General features: G+C 70.2%; 11 protein-coding genes and 1 pseudogene. 9 read left to right on the forward strand and 3 right to left on the reverse strand.

What is annotated here, in order from left to right:
- The first annotated feature begins 171 nt into the window (after nucleotides 1-171).
- The 4 genes from ACIPRD_RS15860 to ACIPRD_RS15875 all read left to right on the forward strand — a co-directional run bounded on the left by ACIPRD_RS15860 (nucleotide 172) and on the right by ACIPRD_RS15875 (nucleotide 4,696).
- The gene (locus tag ACIPRD_RS15860; protein ID WP_401563384.1) at nucleotides 172-2,727 is read left to right on the forward strand and encodes an ATP-binding protein; all 2,556 of its coding nucleotides are present in this window, start codon (nucleotides 172-174) and stop codon (nucleotides 2,725-2,727) included.
- On the forward strand, nucleotides 2,724-3,410 hold the full coding sequence (locus tag ACIPRD_RS15865) for a response regulator (protein ID WP_401563386.1): 687 nt from the start codon (nucleotides 2,724-2,726) through the stop codon (nucleotides 3,408-3,410). The genes ACIPRD_RS15860 and ACIPRD_RS15865 overlap by 4 nt, the downstream gene beginning before the upstream one ends.
- A 98-nt stretch (nucleotides 3,411-3,508) precedes the next feature.
- Nucleotides 3,509-3,907, forward strand: a complete 399-nt coding sequence (locus ACIPRD_RS15870; RefSeq protein WP_356406605.1) for an OB-fold nucleic acid binding domain-containing protein — start codon at nucleotides 3,509-3,511, stop codon at nucleotides 3,905-3,907.
- A 3-nt stretch (nucleotides 3,908-3,910) separates the two neighbouring features.
- On the forward strand, nucleotides 3,911-4,696 hold the full coding sequence (locus tag ACIPRD_RS15875) for a DUF3159 domain-containing protein (RefSeq protein WP_356406602.1): 786 nt from the start codon (nucleotides 3,911-3,913) through the stop codon (nucleotides 4,694-4,696).
- A 159-nt stretch (nucleotides 4,697-4,855) separates the two neighbouring features.
- Here the strand turns inward: ACIPRD_RS15875 and ACIPRD_RS15880 are convergent, their stop codons facing one another.
- Together ACIPRD_RS15880 and ACIPRD_RS15885 are read right to left on the reverse strand one after the other, a co-directional pair.
- Complete coding sequence (locus tag ACIPRD_RS15880) at nucleotides 4,856-5,527, reverse strand: TrkA family potassium uptake protein (protein ID WP_356406599.1); 672 nt, start codon at nucleotides 5,525-5,527, stop codon at nucleotides 4,856-4,858.
- Nucleotides 5,527-6,198, reverse strand: coding sequence for a TrkA family potassium uptake protein (locus tag ACIPRD_RS15885; protein WP_356406596.1), 672 nt, complete (start codon nucleotides 6,196-6,198; stop codon nucleotides 5,527-5,529). The genes ACIPRD_RS15880 and ACIPRD_RS15885 overlap by 1 nt, the downstream gene beginning before the upstream one ends.
- Before the next feature lie 966 nt (nucleotides 6,199-7,164).
- Here ACIPRD_RS15885 and ACIPRD_RS15890 point away from each other — a divergent pair.
- The 3 genes and pseudogenes from ACIPRD_RS15890 to ACIPRD_RS15900 form a co-directional block, all read left to right on the forward strand.
- The gene (locus tag ACIPRD_RS15890) at nucleotides 7,165-9,213 is read left to right on the forward strand and encodes an APC family permease (RefSeq protein WP_356406593.1); all 2,049 of its coding nucleotides are present in this window, start codon (nucleotides 7,165-7,167) and stop codon (nucleotides 9,211-9,213) included.
- Nucleotides 9,214-9,551: 338 nt separating this feature from the next.
- Nucleotides 9,552-10,871 (forward strand): class I SAM-dependent RNA methyltransferase, encoded by a 1,320-nt coding sequence (locus tag ACIPRD_RS15895; RefSeq protein WP_401563389.1) that lies wholly within the window; start codon nucleotides 9,552-9,554, stop codon nucleotides 10,869-10,871.
- Between the two features lie 292 nt (nucleotides 10,872-11,163).
- A pseudogene (locus ACIPRD_RS15900) lies at nucleotides 11,164-11,681 on the forward strand (IS5 family transposase); the annotation flags it as partial.
- Between the two features lie 716 nt (nucleotides 11,682-12,397).
- Here the strand turns inward: ACIPRD_RS15900 and ACIPRD_RS15905 are convergent.
- The gene (locus tag ACIPRD_RS15905) at nucleotides 12,398-13,027 is read right to left on the reverse strand and encodes a TetR family transcriptional regulator (RefSeq protein WP_356406587.1); all 630 of its coding nucleotides are present in this window, start codon (nucleotides 13,025-13,027) and stop codon (nucleotides 12,398-12,400) included.
- Nucleotides 13,028-13,401: 374 nt separating this feature from the next.
- Here ACIPRD_RS15905 and ACIPRD_RS15910 point away from each other — a divergent pair, with 374 nt between their 5' ends.
- Both ACIPRD_RS15910 and ACIPRD_RS15915 read left to right on the forward strand, forming a co-directional pair.
- Nucleotides 13,402-14,424 (forward strand): alcohol dehydrogenase catalytic domain-containing protein, encoded by a 1,023-nt coding sequence (locus ACIPRD_RS15910; protein WP_356406584.1) that lies wholly within the window; start codon nucleotides 13,402-13,404, stop codon nucleotides 14,422-14,424.
- A gap of 796 nt (nucleotides 14,425-15,220) precedes the next feature.
- Complete coding sequence (locus ACIPRD_RS15915; protein WP_401563392.1) at nucleotides 15,221-16,453, forward strand: low temperature requirement protein A; 1,233 nt, start codon at nucleotides 15,221-15,223, stop codon at nucleotides 16,451-16,453.
- Nucleotides 16,454-16,463: the final 10 nt, after the last annotated feature.

Genomic DNA, 16,463 nt, shown 5'->3' on the forward strand with positions numbered 1-16,463 from the left:
CGGTGGCGCAGGCCCGGTCCGTGCCGGGCCGCGCGGCGGCGGCCACCCCGACCGTGCCCGTCAGGGTTGCGTCAAGGACCACCCCTGACCGGCCCCTTGCCCGCTTTGTCCGCCCCGGCGGCCGTAAGGTCGGCGCTGCGCACGCAGCAGTCACGGGAAGACAATGAGGCCATGGCACGCGGCAAGCTTCGGATCTACCTCGGCGCGGCACCGGGTGTGGGCAAGACCTACGCGATGCTGGCCGAGGCCCATCGCCGCACCGAGCGGGGCACCGACTGCGTGGTGGGCTACGTGGAGCACCACGGCCGTCCGCGCACCGAGGTGATGCTGCACGGCCTGGAGCAGGTGCCGCGCCGCAGCCTGGAGTACCGGGACGGCGTCTTCGCCGAGATGGACGTGGACGCGGTGCTGGCGCGCCGCCCCCGGATCGCCCTGGTGGACGAGCTGGCCCACACCAACGTGCCCGGCTCCCGCAACGCCAAACGCTGGCAGGACGTGGAGGAACTCCTCGCCGCCGGGATCGACGTGGTGTCCACCGTCAACATCCAGCACCTGGAGTCACTGGGTGACGTGGTGGAGTCGATCACCGGGGTGCGCCAGCGGGAGACGGTGCCGGACGAGGTCGTACGGCGCGCGGACCAGATCGAGCTGGTCGACATGTCCCCGCAGGCGCTGCGCCGGCGCATGGCCCACGGCAACATCTACCAGCCGGACAAGGTCGACGCGGCCCTGTCCAACTACTTCCGGCCCGGGAACCTCACCGCCCTGCGCGAACTCGCGCTGCTCTGGGTGGCCGACCGGGTCGACGAGTACCTGAACGCCTACCGCAGCGAGCACCAGGTCTCCCGGATCTGGGGCTCGCGGGAGCGGATCGTGGTCGGCCTGACCGGCGGCCCCGAGGGGCGCACCCTGATCCGCCGGGCCGCCCGGCTCGCCGAGAAGGGCGCGGGCGGCGAGGTGCTCGCCGTGTACATAGCCCGCAGCGACGGCCTGACCGCGGCCTCCCCGAAGGAACTCGCCGTACAGCGGACCCTGGTGGAGGACCTGGGCGGCACCTTCCACCACGTCGTCGGCGACGACATACCGGCCGCCCTGCTCGACTTCGCCCGCGGCGTGAACGCCACCCAGATCGTGCTCGGCTCCTCGCGCCGCAAGACCTGGCAGTACGTCTTCGGACCCGGCGTCGGCGCCACGGTCGCCCGCGACTCCGGCCCCGACATCGACGTGCACATCGTCACCCACGAGGCGGTCGCCAAGGGCCGCGGGCTGCCGGTCGCCCGGGGCGCACGGCTCGGCCGGGCCCGCATCGTCTGGGGCTGGCTGGTCGGACTGGGCGGCCCGGCCGTCCTCGCGGTGCTGCTGAACTCCGTCGACCTCGGCCTCGCCAACGACATGCTGCTGTTCCTGGCCGTCACGGTCGCGGCGGCGCTGCTCGGCGGCCTGCTCCCCGCCCTCGCCTCCGCGGCCCTCGGCTCGCTGCTGCTGAACTACTACTACACGCCGCCCCTGCACCGGCTGACCATCGCCGATCCCAAGAACATCGTCGCCATCGCGATCTTCTTCGGGGTCGCCGTGTCCGTGGCCTCCGTGGTCGACCTCGCCGCCCGCCGCACCCACCAGGCGGCCCGGCTGCGCGCCGAGTCGGAGATCCTCTCCTTCCTCGCCGGCAACGTCCTGCGGGGCGAGACGAGCCTGGAGGAGCTGCTGGAGCGGGTCCGGGAGACCTTCGCGATGGAGTCGGCGGCCCTGCTGGAACGCGCCGGTGACGTCGACCCCTGGACCTGCGCCGGCCGCAGCGGGTTCGGACCTCCCCTGGAACGGCCCGAGGACGCCGACGTCGACATGCCCGTCGGCGACCACATGGCGCTCGCGCTGACCGGACGGGTGCTGCCCGCCGAGGACCGCAGGGTGCTCGCCGCGTTCGCCGCCCAGGCCGCCGTCGTCCTGGACCGCCGGCGCCTGCGGGAGGAGGCCGACCGGGCCCGCACCCTCGCCGAGGGCAACCGCATCCGCACCGCCCTGCTGGCCGCCGTCAGCCACGACCTGCGCACCCCGCTCGCCGGCATCAAGGCGGCCGTCACCTCGCTGCGCTCCGACGACGTGGCCTGGTCCGAGGAGGACCGGGCGGAGCTGCTGGAGGGCATCGAGGAGGGCGCCGACCGGCTCGACCACCTCGTGGGCAACCTCCTCGACATGTCCCGCCTCCAGACCGGCACGGTCACCCCGCTGATCCGTGAGATCGACGTGGACGAGGTGGTCCCGATGGCCCTGGTCGGCGTCCCCGAGGACAGCGTCGACCTGGACGTCCCCGAGACCCTGCCGATGGTCGCCGTCGACCCCGGACTGCTGGAGCGCTCGGTGGCCAACCTGGTGGAGAACGCCGTCAAGTACAGCCCGCCCGGGGGGCGCGTCCTGGTCTCCGCGAGCGTCCTGACGGACCGCGTCGAGGTGCGCGTCGCCGACCGCGGGCCCGGGGTGCCCGACGAGGCCAAGGACCGCATCTTCGAGCCCTTCCAGCGCTACGGCGACGCCCCGCGCGGCGCCGGGGTCGGCCTCGGCCTCGCCGTCGCCCGCGGCTTCGCCGAGGCCATGGGCGGCAGTCTGACCGCCGAGGACACACCCGGCGGCGGGCTCACCATGGTGCTGAGCCTGCGCGCGGCGGCACCGCGTCCCGAGCCCCTCCCCGCGGGGGAGGACACCGCAGAACCAGAAAGGCAGACCCTATGACCCGGGTGCTCGTGGTCGACGACGAGCCGCAGATCGTGCGCGCCCTCGTGATCAACCTCAAGGCGCGCAAGTACGACGTCGACGCGGCGCCCGACGGCAGGACCGCCCTCGAACTCGCCGCCTCCCGCCACCCCGACGTCGTCGTCCTCGACCTGGGGCTGCCCGACATGGACGGCGTCGAGGTGATCAGGGGCCTGCGCGGCTGGACCCGGGTCCCGATCCTCGTGCTGTCCGCCCGGCACTCCTCCGACGAGAAGGTCGAGGCGCTGGACGCGGGCGCCGACGACTACGTGACCAAGCCGTTCGGCATGGACGAACTGCTGGCCCGGCTGCGGGCCGCGGTGCGCCGGGCCGAGCCCGTCGGCGCGGGCGAGGACGACGTGAGGAGCGTGGAGACCGAGGGCTTCACCGTCGATCTGGCCGCGAAGAAGGTCAACCGGGCCGGCAAGGACGTCCGGCTCACCCCGACCGAGTGGCACCTGCTGGAGGTGCTGGTGCGCAACAGCGGACGACTGGTCAGCCAGAAGCAGCTCCTCCAGGAGGTGTGGGGGCCGTCGTACGGCACCGAGACCAACTACCTGCGGGTGTATATGGCCCAGCTGCGGCGGAAGCTGGAGACGGACCCCTCGCACCCGAGACACTTCATCACCGAGCCCGGCATGGGATACCGGTTCGAGAGATGAACCGGCCCGCCGGTGCCCGAGTGGGGAAACCGCTGGACAGGGCGGGTGCGTACCGCTGCCGGTACGGCCCCGTCGGTGCCTCCCGGTACGCTTCAGATATGAGCGCTGTTCCTCGTTCCGAAAAGCCGGCCGGCCGGTTCCGGCGCATGCTCGACCGGCTGTCCACCTCGCAGGAGGACCTGGAGTCCGAGGAACTGCGGGAGGACGCCGCGACCGCCGGCTGCACCCGCATCGGTGACTGCCACGACCGGCAGATCGTCACCGTAACTGGTACCTTGCGCACGGTCACCCTGCGCCCGCGTGCCGGAGTCCCGGCCCTGGAGGCCGAACTCTTCGACGGCTCCGCCGCGCTGGACGTGGTGTGGCTGGGCAGGCGTTCCATCGTGGGCATAGAACCGGGGCGCAAGCTGATCGCATCGGGCCGGATCTCGATGAGCCGCGGCCGCCGGGTGCTGTTCAACCCGAAATACGAACTGCGACCCCTTGGACGGGAGTAGCCGGTGACGTCCCTCGACAAGCCGACCCAGGACACCGGACAGACCGAGCCGGAGGAGACCCGCGACGCCCGTGCGGTCACCGAGGCCGCGCTGTTCGAGGCCTTCGGCGGCGTCCGTGGCATGGTCGAGACGGTGCTGCCCGGTCTCCTCTTCGTCACGATCTTCACGATCAACAAGGACCTGCACATCTCGGCGATCGCCGCGCTGGCCGTGTCCCTGATCCTGGTCGTGGTCCGGCTGGTGCGCCGGGACACCATGAAGCACGCCTTCAGCGGTGTCTTCGGCGTGGCCTTCGGCGTCGTGTTCGCCATGTTCACGGGCAACGCCAAGGACTTCTACCTGCCCGGCATGCTCTACACGCTGGGTCTGGCGCTGGCGTACATCATCACCACCCTCGCCGGAGTGCCCCTGATCGGCCTGATCCTCGGCCCGGTCTTCAAGGAGAACCTCTCCTGGCGGACCCGCAACCCCGGCCGCAAGAAGGCTTACACGAAGGCGAGCTGGGCCTGGGGCCTGATCCTGCTGGCCAAGTGCGCCATCCTCTTCCCGCTGTACTGGTGGGCGGACACCACCCAGCTCGGCTGGGTCCTGGTCATCCTCAAGATTCCTCCCTTCCTCCTCGCCGTCTGGCTGACCTGGGTCTTCCTGGCGAAGGCGCCCGCGCCCATCGACGTGTTCGCGGAGATGGAGGCCGCCGAGAAGGCGGAGAAGGCCGAGAAGGCCGAACGGGAGAGGAAGGCCGCGGAGAGCGGCGAGGCCACCGGAGGACGGCACCGCCGCGGGGCCTAGGGACGCGCGCGTACACCGCGCCCCCGACTTGTTCGCTCCTACGACGCGAGGGGCGCCCTTGGCTTCAAGGGCGCCCCTCGCGTCGTACCGGCCGCGGCCGGGTCCGTCACCGTCGGCCGGGTCCAGGACCCGTGCGCCGGTTCAGGAGCCTTCGCGGCCTCAAGACCCTTCGCGGCGGACCGACAGCAGGTCCTCCAACTGCTCCTCGCGGGCCTGGGCGGCCACGAACAGCAGCTCGTCGCCAGGCTCCAGGGAGTCCTCCTTGGTGGGAGTGAGGACCCGGGTGCCGCGGATGATGGTGACCAGGGAGGTGTCCTCCGGCCACTCCACGTCGCCGACCTGGGTGCCGGCCAGGGCCGACTCCTCGGGCAGGGTCAGCTCGACGAGGTTGGCGTCACCGTGGCTGAAGCGGAGCAGCCGGACCAGGTCGCCGACGCTCACCGCCTCCTCGACCAGGGCGGACATCAGGCGCGGGGTGGAGACGGCCACGTCCACGCCCCAGGACTCGTTGAACAGCCACTCGTTCTTGGGGTTGTTGACGCGGGCGACGACGCGCGGGACGCCGTACTCCGTCTTGGCGAGCAGCGAGACCACCAGGTTGACCTTGTCGTCGCCGGTCGCGGCGATGACGACGTTGCAGCGCTGGAGCGCCGCCTCGTCCAGGGAGGTGATCTCACAGGCGTCGGCGAGCAGCCACTCCGCCTGGGGCACCCGCTCCACCGAGATGGCGGTGGGCGCCTTGTCGATCAGCAGGACCTCGTGGCCGTTCTCCAGCAGCTCGCCCGCGATCGAGCGGCCGACGGCGCCGGCTCCGGCAATGGCGACCCTCATCAGTGACCGCTCTCCTCTTCGGGGCCCCCGGCGAACGCCGCCTCGACCTTCTCCACGTCGTCCGCGCGCATCATCACGTGCACGAGGTCGCCCTCCTGCAGCACCGTCTGCGAGGTGGGCAGCACGGCCTCGCCCAGACGGGTCAGGAACGCCACGCGGACGCCCGTCTCCTCCTGGAGCTTGCTGATCTTGTGGCCGACCCACTTGGCGGAGGCGTGCACCTCGGCGAGCTGGACGCCACCGGTGGGGTCGCGCCACAGCGGCTCGGCACCGGAGGGCAGCAGACGGCGCAGCATCTGGTCCGCGGTCCAGCGGACGGTCGCCACCGTGGGGATGCCCAGACGCTGGTAGACCTCGGCGCGGCGGGGGTCGTAGATGCGGGCGGCCACGTTCTCCACACCGAACATCTCGCGGGCCACACGGGCGGAGATGATGTTGGAGTTGTCGCCACTGGAGACGGCGGCGAAGGCGCCGGCCTCCTCGATGCCCGCCTCGCGCAGGGTGTCCTGGTCGAAGCCGACCCCGGTGACCCGGCGGCCGCCGAATCCCGGGCCCAGGCGCCGGAAGGCGGTGGGGTCCTGGTCGATCACGGCGACCGTGTGTCCCTGTTGCTCCAGGGTCTGGGCAAGAGCGGATCCCACTCTTCCGCAGCCCATGATGACGATGTGCACGACCGTCCTTCCGGTGTCCAAAAGTTACTGCTCGGCCTCAGGGTCTCAGACCGACGCCCAAAGCTACACACGACCGCTCCGGGCTGAGCACCCCCCGGGCAGGGGTTTACCGCGGCCGTGAGCGGTTGACGCGCGCCCGGCGCTCAGCGCGGCCCGCTCCGGGCGCCCCCGCGCGCTCCGCGGCCCGTCCGCCCCCGGCTTCCCCCGGGACCCTCACCCGCGGTGCCTGCCGCGGGTGTTCACCCGCGCCCCGCACCGCCGGCGCGTGTCCCGCCCGTGCTGGATCCGTCACTCGCACGAGGCCGCACGGCCGGGGCCCGTGCGTGGACCCCGGTGCCGGCGCCCGCCCACGGCCCGCGTCATCGATGCGCAGCCGTGACCTGGGGGCGTGCCGTGCGGGCGGCGCCGGTGCGGGACCTCCGTGGGCGGTGGCCCTCCGCGATCTCCGGGGGTGGCGCGGGTCCGCGCTCTTCGGGTGTGGCGCGGGTCCGCGGCCTGCGGGGCGTGGCCGTCCGCCGTATCCGGGCGTGGCCGTCCGCCGCATCCGGGCGTGGCGTCCGCAGTATCCGGGCCTGGCGTCCGCCGAGTCCGGGCGTGCCGCCCGCCTCGTCCAGGGGTGGTCGTCCACCCGCGGCCTCACCCGTGGCTCCCCTCCTCGAGTGATACTTCGCACGCCGCGCGCCGAGTGATGCTGCGCACGCTGCACAGGGTCAGGATTCCGAGGCCGACGAGGGCGACCACGGCCCCGATCAGCTCTGCGGTCGCGGGCATGGAACCTCCGAAGTGCGTGGACAGGCGGGGTCTGCCATCTAGGCACGGAGGGCGCGCGGACCACGGAATCCGTACTTCCGCGCGCCCCTGAATTCACTCGTGAGGCAGATCGCGGCCCCGCACGCCCCCCTCCGGCGAAGTCGGGAGCGGGGGAGGGTGGGCGGCAGCCTGTTCGAACCCTTACGATCCTCTGTCGTGTCCAAACTGACCGACGTGCCCAAACGGATCCTGATCGGGCGCGCACTGCGCAGTGACCGGCTGGGCGAAACGCTCCTGCCGAAGCGCATCGCCCTACCCGTCTTCGCCTCCGACCCGCTGTCCTCCGTCGCATACGCGCCTGGCGAGGTCCTGCTGGTCCTGTCCATCGCGGGTGTGTCGGCCTACCACTTCAGCCCCTGGATCGCCGTCGCGGTCGTCGTGCTGATGTTCACGGTGGTCGCCTCGTACCGGCAGAACGTCCACGCCTACCCGAGCGGCGGTGGCGACTACGAGGTGGCCACCACCAACCTGGGGCCCAAGGCCGGTCTGACCGTCGCCAGCGCCCTGCTCGTCGACTACGTCCTCACCGTCGCCGTCTCCATCGCCTCCGGCATCGAGAACCTCGGCTCCGCGGTCCCGTTCGTCGTCGAGCACAAGGTGCTCTGCGCGGTCGCGGTGATCGTCCTGCTGACCCTGATGAACCTGCGCGGCGTGAAGGAGTCCGGCTCGCTCTTCGCGATCCCGACCTACGTCTTCGTCGCCGGCGTCTTCATCATGATCGCCTGGGGCGCCTTCCGCGGCCTGGTCCTCGGCGACACCATGCGCGCGCCGACCGCCGACTTCCACATCAGGGCGGAACACCAGGGCCTCGCCGGCTTCGCCCTCGTCTTCCTGCTGCTCCGCGCCTTCTCCTCCGGCTGCGCCGCGCTCACCGGCGTCGAGGCGATCTCCAACGGCGTCCCCGCCTTCCGCAAGCCCAAGTCCAAGAACGCGGCGACCACGCTCGCGATGATGGGCCTGCTGGCCGTGACCATGTTCTGCGGCATCATCGCCCTCGCCATGACGACCAAGGTCCGCATGGCCGAGAACCCGGCCACCGACCTGCTCCGCCACGGCAGCCCGATCGGTTCCGGATACGTCCAGAACCCGGTGATCTCCCAGGTCGCCGAGGCGGTCTTCGGTAAGGGCAGCTTCCTGTTCATCGTGCTCGCGGCGGCCACCGCCCTGGTGCTCTTCCTCGCGGCGAACACCGCGTACAACGGCTTCCCGCTGCTCGGCTCGATCCTGGCCCAGGACCGCTACCTGCCGCGCCAGCTGCACACCCGAGGCGACCGCCTGGCCTTCTCCAACGGCATCGTGCTCCTCGCGGGCGCCGCGATGCTGCTCGTGATCATCTACGGGGCCGACTCCACCCGCCTGATCCAGCTCTACATCGTCGGCGTGTTCGTGTCCTTCACGCTCAGCCAGACCGGCATGGTCAAGCACTGGAACCGCCATCTGGCCACCGAGCGGGACCCGGCCAAGCGCCGCCACATGGTCCGCTCGCGCGCGATCAACGCCTTCGGTGCCTTCTTCACGGGCCTGGTCCTGGTCGTCGTCCTGGTCACCAAGTTCACGCACGGCGCCTGGGTCGCCCTGCTGGGCATGTGCATCTTCTACGCGACGATGACCGCGATCCGGAAGCACTACGACCGCGTGGCCGAGGAGATCGCGGCCCCCGAGGGCCCCAGCGACGACAGCGTGCGCCCCTCCCGGGTCCACTCCGTCGTCCTCATCTCCAAGATCCACCGCCCCACCCTGCGCGCCCTGGCCTACGCCAAGCTGATGCGCTCGGACACCCTGGAGGCGCTCACGGTCAACGTCGACCCGGCCGAGACCAAGGTGCTGCGCGAGGAGTGGGAGCGGCGCGGCATCGACGTACCGCTGAAGGTCCTGGACTCGCCCTACCGCGAGATCACGCGGCCGATCATCGAGTACGTCAAGGGCCTGCGCAAGGAGTCCCCGCGCGACGCCGTCTCGGTGATCATCCCCGAGTACGTGGTCGGCCACTGGTACGAGCACCTGCTGCACAACCAGAGCGCCCTGCGCCTGAAGGGCCGCCTGCTCTTCACCCCGGGCGTCATGGTGACCTCCGTGCCCTACCAGCTCGCCTCCTCGGAAGCGGCCCGCAACCGGGCCCGCAGGCGGCAGGACTGGAGCGCACCGGGCGCCGTCCGGCGCGGCCCGGCGACGGTCCGCCCGAAGGCGTCGGCCGGCAAGGACTGATCTGGTCGCGGGACCGACCCGGTCGGAAGAGGCCGTAGACTGGTGGGCTGTTGTCGGCGCACCGGCTGCGGCCTCCCGCGTTTCCGCGGTCCGTACGGGCTGTGATCCGTATGGGACGTGGAGCTGCGGTCCGCTTGGGCTGGGGCGCTGTGGTCCGCATGGGTCGTGGTGCTGTGGCCCGTACGGCCTGCGAGCTGTTCGTTCCGAGGCCCGTACGATCCACGGAACGTCTCGGACCGTCTCGGGACGTCATGGAACCGCACGGGACGCCACGGAACGCACGTCCGCAGCCCTCCCGTCCCTCCCGCTCTCTCTCCCCGATCTGGAGTCACCCCACCATGCAGGCAGAACCGACGAAGTCTCTGGTGGGCGAGGAGTACGAGGTCGAGATCGGCCCCGTCGCCCACGGCGGCCACTGCATCGCCCGCACCGCCGAGGGGCAGGTCCTGTTCGTCCGGCACACGCTGCCGGGCGAGCGGGTCGTGGCCCGTGTGACGGAGGGCGAGGAGGGCTCGCGCTTCCTGCGCGCCGACGCGGTGCGCATCCTGGACGCCTCCAAGGACCGCGTCGAGGCCCCGTGCCCCTTCGCCGGCCCGGGCCGCTGCGGCGGCTGCGACTGGCAGCACGCCAAGCCAGGCGCCCAGCGCCGCCTGAAGGGCGAGGTGCTCGCCGAGCAGCTCCAGCGCCTGGCGGGCCTCACCCCCGAGGAGGCCGGCTGGGACGGCACCGTCATGCCGGCCGAGGGCGACAAGCTGCCCGCCGGCGAGGTCCCGCAGTGGCGCACCCGCGTCCAGTACGCGGTCGACGCCGACGGCAACGCCGGCCTGCGCCGCCACCGCTCGCACGAGGTCGAGCCGATCGACCACTGCATGATCGCGGCGCCCGGCGTCAGCGAGCTCGGCATCGAGGAGCGGGACTGGGCCGGCATGGCCTCCGTGGAGGCGATCGCCGCGACGGGATCCCAGGACCGCATGGTCATCCTGGAGCCGCGCCCCGGCGCGAGGCTGCCGCTCGTCGAGCTCGACAAGCCGGTCTCCGTCATGCGCGTGGACGAGAACGACGGCGGCATCCACCGTGTGCACGGCCGCGCGTTCGTGCGTGAGCGTGCCGACGACCACACGTACCGGGTGGGCAGCGGCGGCTTCTGGCAGGTCCACCCGAAGGCCGCGGACACCCTGGTCAAGGCCGTCATGCAGGGCCTGCTGCCCCGCAAGGGCGAGATGGCCCTCGACCTCTACTGCGGCGTCGGCCTCTTCGCGGGCGCCCTCGCCGACCGCCTGGGCGAGAAGGGCGCGGTGCTGGGCATCGAGTCCGGCAAGCGCGCGGTGGAGGACGCCCGCCACAACCTGGCCGGCTTCCCGCGCGTCCGCATCGAGCAGGGCAAGGTCGAGTCCGTCCTGCCCCGCACCGGCATCACCGAGGTCGACCTCATCGTCCTGGACCCGCCCCGCGCGGGCGCCGGCAAGAAGACGGTCGAACACATCACCACGCTGGGCGCCCGCCGCATCGCCTACGTCGCCTGCGACCCCGCCGCGCTGGCCCGCGACCTCAAGTACTTCGGCGACAACGGGTACCGGGTGCGGACGCTGCGGGCGTTCGATCTGTTCCCGATGACGCATCATGTGGAGTGCGTGGCGATTCTGGAGCCGGTGAAGTAGGACGCGTGACCTGCGGGTTTGCTGTAGTCGTCGGCTACTCGATCTGTTTTCGCTCGTCCAACGGGTGGACGGTGGTGATCGCTGGTGAGAGCCGCCTGACCTGCGGATTCGGGCGGCTCTAGCGGCAGCGGTGTAGGTCGTGTCCGTTCGTTCCTTGGGCTTCTGGCGCTCGTATGACGCTCGTTCTGAAGGTCCGTCACATCAGCAGGTCGCGTCCGGCGTGGCTGTGCGGCTCTGCCAGCGCGGCCGCGTCGGCAACCGTGCCAGGCCGATGCGACCTCGCAGGACGCCGCGGAACTGGGCCAAACTCCACCGCCTGGTCCTCGACGAACGCGGCTCTCGCGGGGAGTTGGACTGGTCCCGTTGCGCGATCGACTCGGTGAACATGCGAGCCCTGAAAAGGGGGAGCTGACGGGTCCGAATCCTGTCGATCGAGGCAAGTACGGCTCGAAGATCCACCTGATCACCGAGCGGACCGGTCTGCGCCTGTCCGTCGCAGTCTCCGGGGCTGACCTCCATGACAGTCAGGCGCTTATTCCGCTGGTGAAGGGGATACCGCCGATCCGATCACGGCGCGGACCCCGACGACGCAGACCGGCAAAGCTCCACGCCGACAAGGGATACGACTACGACCACCTGCGGCGTTGGTTACGCAAGCGCGGCATCGGCCACCGCATCGGCCACCGCATCGCGCGCAGGGGTATCGAGTCCTCGAAGCGTCTGGGCCGTCACCGGTGGACCGTGGAGCGCACGATGTCCTGGCTTGCCGGATGCCGGCGACTGCACCGCCGCTACGAGCGCAAAGTCGAGCCTCGGGGCAGCGGAGCCGGATCCACCGCTGCCGCGGCACCGCCCAGCGACGACACGCCGCAGACACCCCGAGGTTCCCTCGCCCACACCGGAGCCGACGCCACACCGTGGATCGCCGCGAGCGTGGGCCTCCTCATCACAGCCGGCGCGCTCACCCTGTTCATCGCACGCCGACGCATGACCACCCGGCTTGAACCCGACGACGGGGCCGTGATCAGCTAACCGAATACCGACTGCGCAGCCCCCCCCCGGGACGCAATTCCCAGGGGCCTGCGCACGTCTGTAGACACCGCCCTTGAGTATGCCCTCGACCCCGGCGTCGCCTACCCACTGCGCTGCCCGAGTTCGACGGTCAGCGGCGCCTGCCCCCGCGTCGCTGCTCGGGCTACGCTTCCTGGGCGTCGCCGCCGCAGGGTAGCTCCCGTTCGATCTCCCCCGCCGTCCGCTCGAAGGCCGTCCCGGCGAAAGCATCGTCAGCCGCCCCGTCAACGTCTTCATCCACCCCGCCGGCCTTCCCCGGTAACACCTCCATGATCAGCTGTTACGACGACTGGCTCAATCCTCCGTATGAAGCCCGACGGCTGTGGTGAGGCACTGTTCGGCCCAAATGGTCTTTCCGCTCTGGCTGTAGCGGCTGCCTCCTCGCCGGGCATGTCCTGCTCAACTGATAAGGAGAAGAGAGGGGGCCTATCAGTGGGTCCGCAGCATGGACACGCTCACCGATGAGCAGTGTGCCGCGCCTCTTCCGTGTTCTTGTTCTGACTGGTGGACGGAGGCAGCGTGGTGAGTGCTTGCACCGCGGCGATCATCGCGGCGCGGTGGATCTGTAGGCGTTCCCGATCCCATGGTGGTTGGTCTGCCAGTGATCGCAGGGCGGGGGAGGCGTAGGCCCACGCGGTAGTCAGTGCGAGCAGGAGGGCCAGGACGTCGGCGGGGGTGACCGTCTTGGTGACGATGTCTTGCTGTTGGGCGCTGGAGATGGCCTCGATCTTGGGTCTGTAGGCATCCACTTGTGCTGGCGAAGCGTCGGGGCGCTCCAGTTGGGCCCAGCCGGTGAGGCGTAGGACCTGGGGATGGTCCAGGAGGTAGTCGAAGAGGTTGCCTGCGTAGCCGGGGAGGTCTTCGGCGGTGAAGGGGACGGCCTTGGCGAGGTCCGCCAGGCTGTTGGCGACGACGAGGTCGAAAAGGTCGTTCTTGTTGCCGAAGTGGACGTAGATCAGGCGCTTGTTCGCCTGGGCGGCCTCGGCTATGCGGTCTACGCGGGCGCCCGCCAGCCCGAACTGGGCAAACTCGTTGTGCGCGGCTTTGAGTAGGCGCTTTTTGGTGGCAGTGGCGTCCGGTGGCATGCGTAAAGACTAGTCCGTTTGGTAACTACACGGATAGTGAGGCTCACCATGGGCGGACGGCGGACGGCGGACGGCGGTGGGCCGGTGCAGGGCATGTGCGTGGTCTGGCTGGTCGAGAGGGCAGCACGCCCGCCCAGGTGGGGGCGCGCCGTTCGGCCTCACCCGACGGCGCGCCGGGTGACGTGCTGGGGCGGTGTCCCTTCGCAGCATCGAGGTAACTATCTGGTTATTGATGGCTGTGGTGTTCTGCGTTACGGTGTATCTATCCAGATGGTTACCTCTGATGGTCAGGGATCCCGAGTCCCTCCGATCCGAGCGCGGATCCCGCGACAGGCCGCTTCCGCGCCGTTTAACTGCAAGCTAGGAGCGAGATCATGAAGGCTGTTGTGATGACCGGGGCGAACCAGCCGTGGGAAGTCCAGGAGGTCCCGACCCCGGTGGCCGAGCCCGGTCAGGTACTGGTGAAGGTCCACGCGTCGGGCATGTGTTTCACCGACGTGTGGGCCACGCAGGGCTACGGCGGGGACATCTACCCGCAGACCCCTGGTCACGAGGTCGTCGGTGAGATCGTTGAGGTAGGCGCGGGCGTGCACACCCGTCAGGTCGGTGACCGGGTCGGCACCACCTGGGTGCAGTCGGCGTGTGGCCGGTGCGACTACTGCCGTGAGAACCGGCCGCTGACCGGCCAGACCGCGATGAACTGCGTCGCGCCGCGGACTACCGGCTTCGCGGCGCAGGGCGGCCACGCGGAGTACATTGCGATTTCGGCTGAGGGCACGGTGCTGCTGCCCGACGGCCTGGCCTACGAAGACGCGGCGCCGATGATGTGTGCCGGCTACACCACGTGGAGCGGCCTGCGGGATGCCTCGCCGCAGCCGCACGAGAAGATCGCCGTTGTGGGCATCGGCGGGCTGGGGCACGTAGCCCTGCAGCTGGCCAAGGCGTCCGGCTTCGAGACCATCGCGGTCACGCACTCTCCAGACAAGCACGATCTGGCCATCCAACTGGGCGCCGACCACGTCGTCGCCAACGGCAAGGAGCTGCACGAACTGGGCGGGGCGGATGTCCTGCTCATCACCACCAACGCCTTCGGCGCGGCGGAAGAGGCGATGGCCGGCCTGCGGCCCGACGGCCGTGTCGTCCTGAGCGGTCTGGACTTCTCCCGGCCGTTCTCCATCTCCTCCGAGGGCATCCCGTTCCACATGATGCGCCAGCAGGTCATCGGCTCCACCCACGGTGGCCAGCACTACCTGGCCGAGGTACTTGACCTTGCGGCCAAGGGCAAGGTCAAGCCGATCACCGAGACCTTCTCGCTGGACAACGCCACCGAGGCATATGAGCGTCTCGCCTCGGGCAAGATGCGCTTCCGCGGCGTGTTCACGCCGCACAGCGCCTGACCGGCGTGCGTCTGCCCCGGCCCACACATGTGCGGGCCGGGGCGCAGCCCTCATTGGACAAGGACCCCTGCCATGCGTGAGGCGCAGCATCTGTACATCAACGGTGAGTGGACCGCGCCGGAAGGCGGCACGGTCCAGGAGCTGACCGCCCCGGCCACTGGCCGGCCCAGCGGCCGCATCGTCCTGGGAGGCGGCGCGGACGCCGACCGGGCGGTCCGCGCGGCGCGGGAGGTGTTCCCCCGGGCAACGGCCGCGGGTGGGCCGACTTCGGCATCGGTGAGTACCTGGAGACCAAGTCCATCGTCGGCGTGACTGCCCGAGGACACGGCAGGCCGGACAGCCGAACGCGACCTGACCCGGCCCCCCTCCACCACTGTGGACGTCGGCCGACACGGGATCCGTCACAGGGCCTTGACGTGCTGTGGGCGGCGACGTCGCCTGATGGCGCTGCCGCCCTCTGCCACTCCTCGCACGCGGCGGCGGGCGCCGGCCGGCTAGAGCGAGGCCGCAGTCCTTCAGGATCCGGCGGTACTACCCAGGACCTGTGGACGTACGCGAGGGACCTCTGGGTCGAGACCGTGTGACGCCCCCGGGCCCCCGCCATAGCCCCGGGAGGTCACTCGCACGGCGCGTCGACGCTGTCCACCGCCGCCGCTCGCGGCCGCCGCCCTGTCCCTACCCGCACGATCGCAGGCCGAGACGTCCGAAGTCTCCTCAGGGGAACATGATGCGCAATAGCGAATCCCGAAGCACCAGCAGCACAGGCAGAGGTAAACCCCTGCACCGGCTTATGCCGATGACCGGACGCGACCCTGAGGAGGCTCACCGGGTCGCCACACCGCTGGAGCTATTGTTCGACCTGACGTTCGTCGTCGCGGTCGGCACTGCGGCCTCCCAGTACGCTGAACTGCTCGCCGACGGGCATCCCGCACAGGCTGTCGGTGCGTTTCTCCTCGCCATGTTCGCGATCAGCGTCGCCTGGGTCAGCTTCAGCTGGTTCGCCTCCGCGTTCGGCACAGACGACTGGCTCTACCGGGCACTGACGATAGTGCAGATGATTGGGGTCGTCGTCTTCGCGCTCGGCATCCCTGCGATGTTCCACTCCGTCGAAGAAGGCGACCACCTGGAACTGCGGGCGATGGTCCTCGGTTACATCGTGATGCGCGTCGCAGTGGTGCTCCAATGGTGGCGCGTGTCCCGGGAGTCCCAATCGTTTCGCAAGGTGGCCAGGGCGAACATCCTCTGGACCTTGATCGCCCAAGTCGGTTGGACCGTGGTGGGATTCGTACATCTACCGCTCCCGGCGGTGATCATGTCCGTCGTCGTGATCGGAACCCTGGAGCTGCTGCTGCCGATGCTCACTCAAGGCGGGGCTGACAGCACGCCCTGGCATCCGCACCATGTTGCCGAGCGTTACAGCCTGTTCGCGATCATCGTGCTGGGAGAGAGCGTGGTCGGCACCGCAGCCTCTTCGGGTGATCTTCTCGGAGGCGCGAACGGAATGCAGTGGACCGGCAACGCCGTCGCCGTCGTCATCGCCGGCGTCGGACTGACCTTCGGGATGTGGTGGGTCTACTTCGCCACCCCCTTCGGCGACATCCTCGTGCACCGCCGCAAGCGCGGATACCTCTTCGGCTACGGGCACATCCCCGTCTTCATCGGCATTGCGGGTGTCGGAGCGGGGCTGCACGTGGCCGGTCTGTACATGGAACACCACGCGCATCTCGGTGGAACCGCCGTGGTGCTTTCCCTGGCTCTCCCGGCCGGTCTCTATCTGCTCATGGTCTACCTGCTTCACACCTTGCTCCTGTCGGCGACAGACCGGTTCCACCTCTTGCTCATCGCTCTTACCCTCGTCGTGCTGGCCACAGCGACACTGCTGTCGGCCGCGGGGGTCTCCGTCGCGGTGTGCCTGCTCGTGGTCATGCTCGCCCCCTTCGTCACCGTGATCGGATACGAGACGATCGGCCACCGCCATCAGCAGCAGATGCTGAACGAGCTGCACTCCGGACGCCAGCGGACGGGCTGAGCCGACTCGC

The sequence above is a fragment of the Streptomyces sp. NPDC090108 genome, assembly GCF_044747185.1.
Classification (GTDB): Bacteria; Actinomycetota; Actinomycetes; order Streptomycetales; family Streptomycetaceae; genus Streptomyces.

Coding starts and splice junctions, on each gene's coding strand:
- ACIPRD_RS15860 (WP_401563384.1), top strand. CDS start 172: ATGGCACGCGGCAAGCTTCGGATCTACCTCGGCGCGGCACCGGGTGTG.
- ACIPRD_RS15865 (WP_401563386.1), top strand. CDS start 2,724: ATGACCCGGGTGCTCGTGGTCGACGACGAGCCGCAGATCGTGCGCGCC.
- ACIPRD_RS15870 (WP_356406605.1), top strand. CDS start 3,509: ATGAGCGCTGTTCCTCGTTCCGAAAAGCCGGCCGGCCGGTTCCGGCGC.
- ACIPRD_RS15880 (WP_356406599.1), bottom strand. CDS start 5,527: ATGAGGGTCGCCATTGCCGGAGCCGGCGCCGTCGGCCGCTCGATCGCG.
- ACIPRD_RS15895 (WP_401563389.1), top strand. CDS start 9,552: ATGCAGGCAGAACCGACGAAGTCTCTGGTGGGCGAGGAGTACGAGGTC.
- ACIPRD_RS15905 (WP_356406587.1), bottom strand. CDS start 13,027: ATGCCACCGGACGCCACTGCCACCAAAAAGCGCCTACTCAAAGCCGCG.
- ACIPRD_RS15910 (WP_356406584.1), top strand. CDS start 13,402: ATGAAGGCTGTTGTGATGACCGGGGCGAACCAGCCGTGGGAAGTCCAG.
- ACIPRD_RS15915 (WP_401563392.1), top strand. CDS start 15,221: ATGACCGGACGCGACCCTGAGGAGGCTCACCGGGTCGCCACACCGCTG.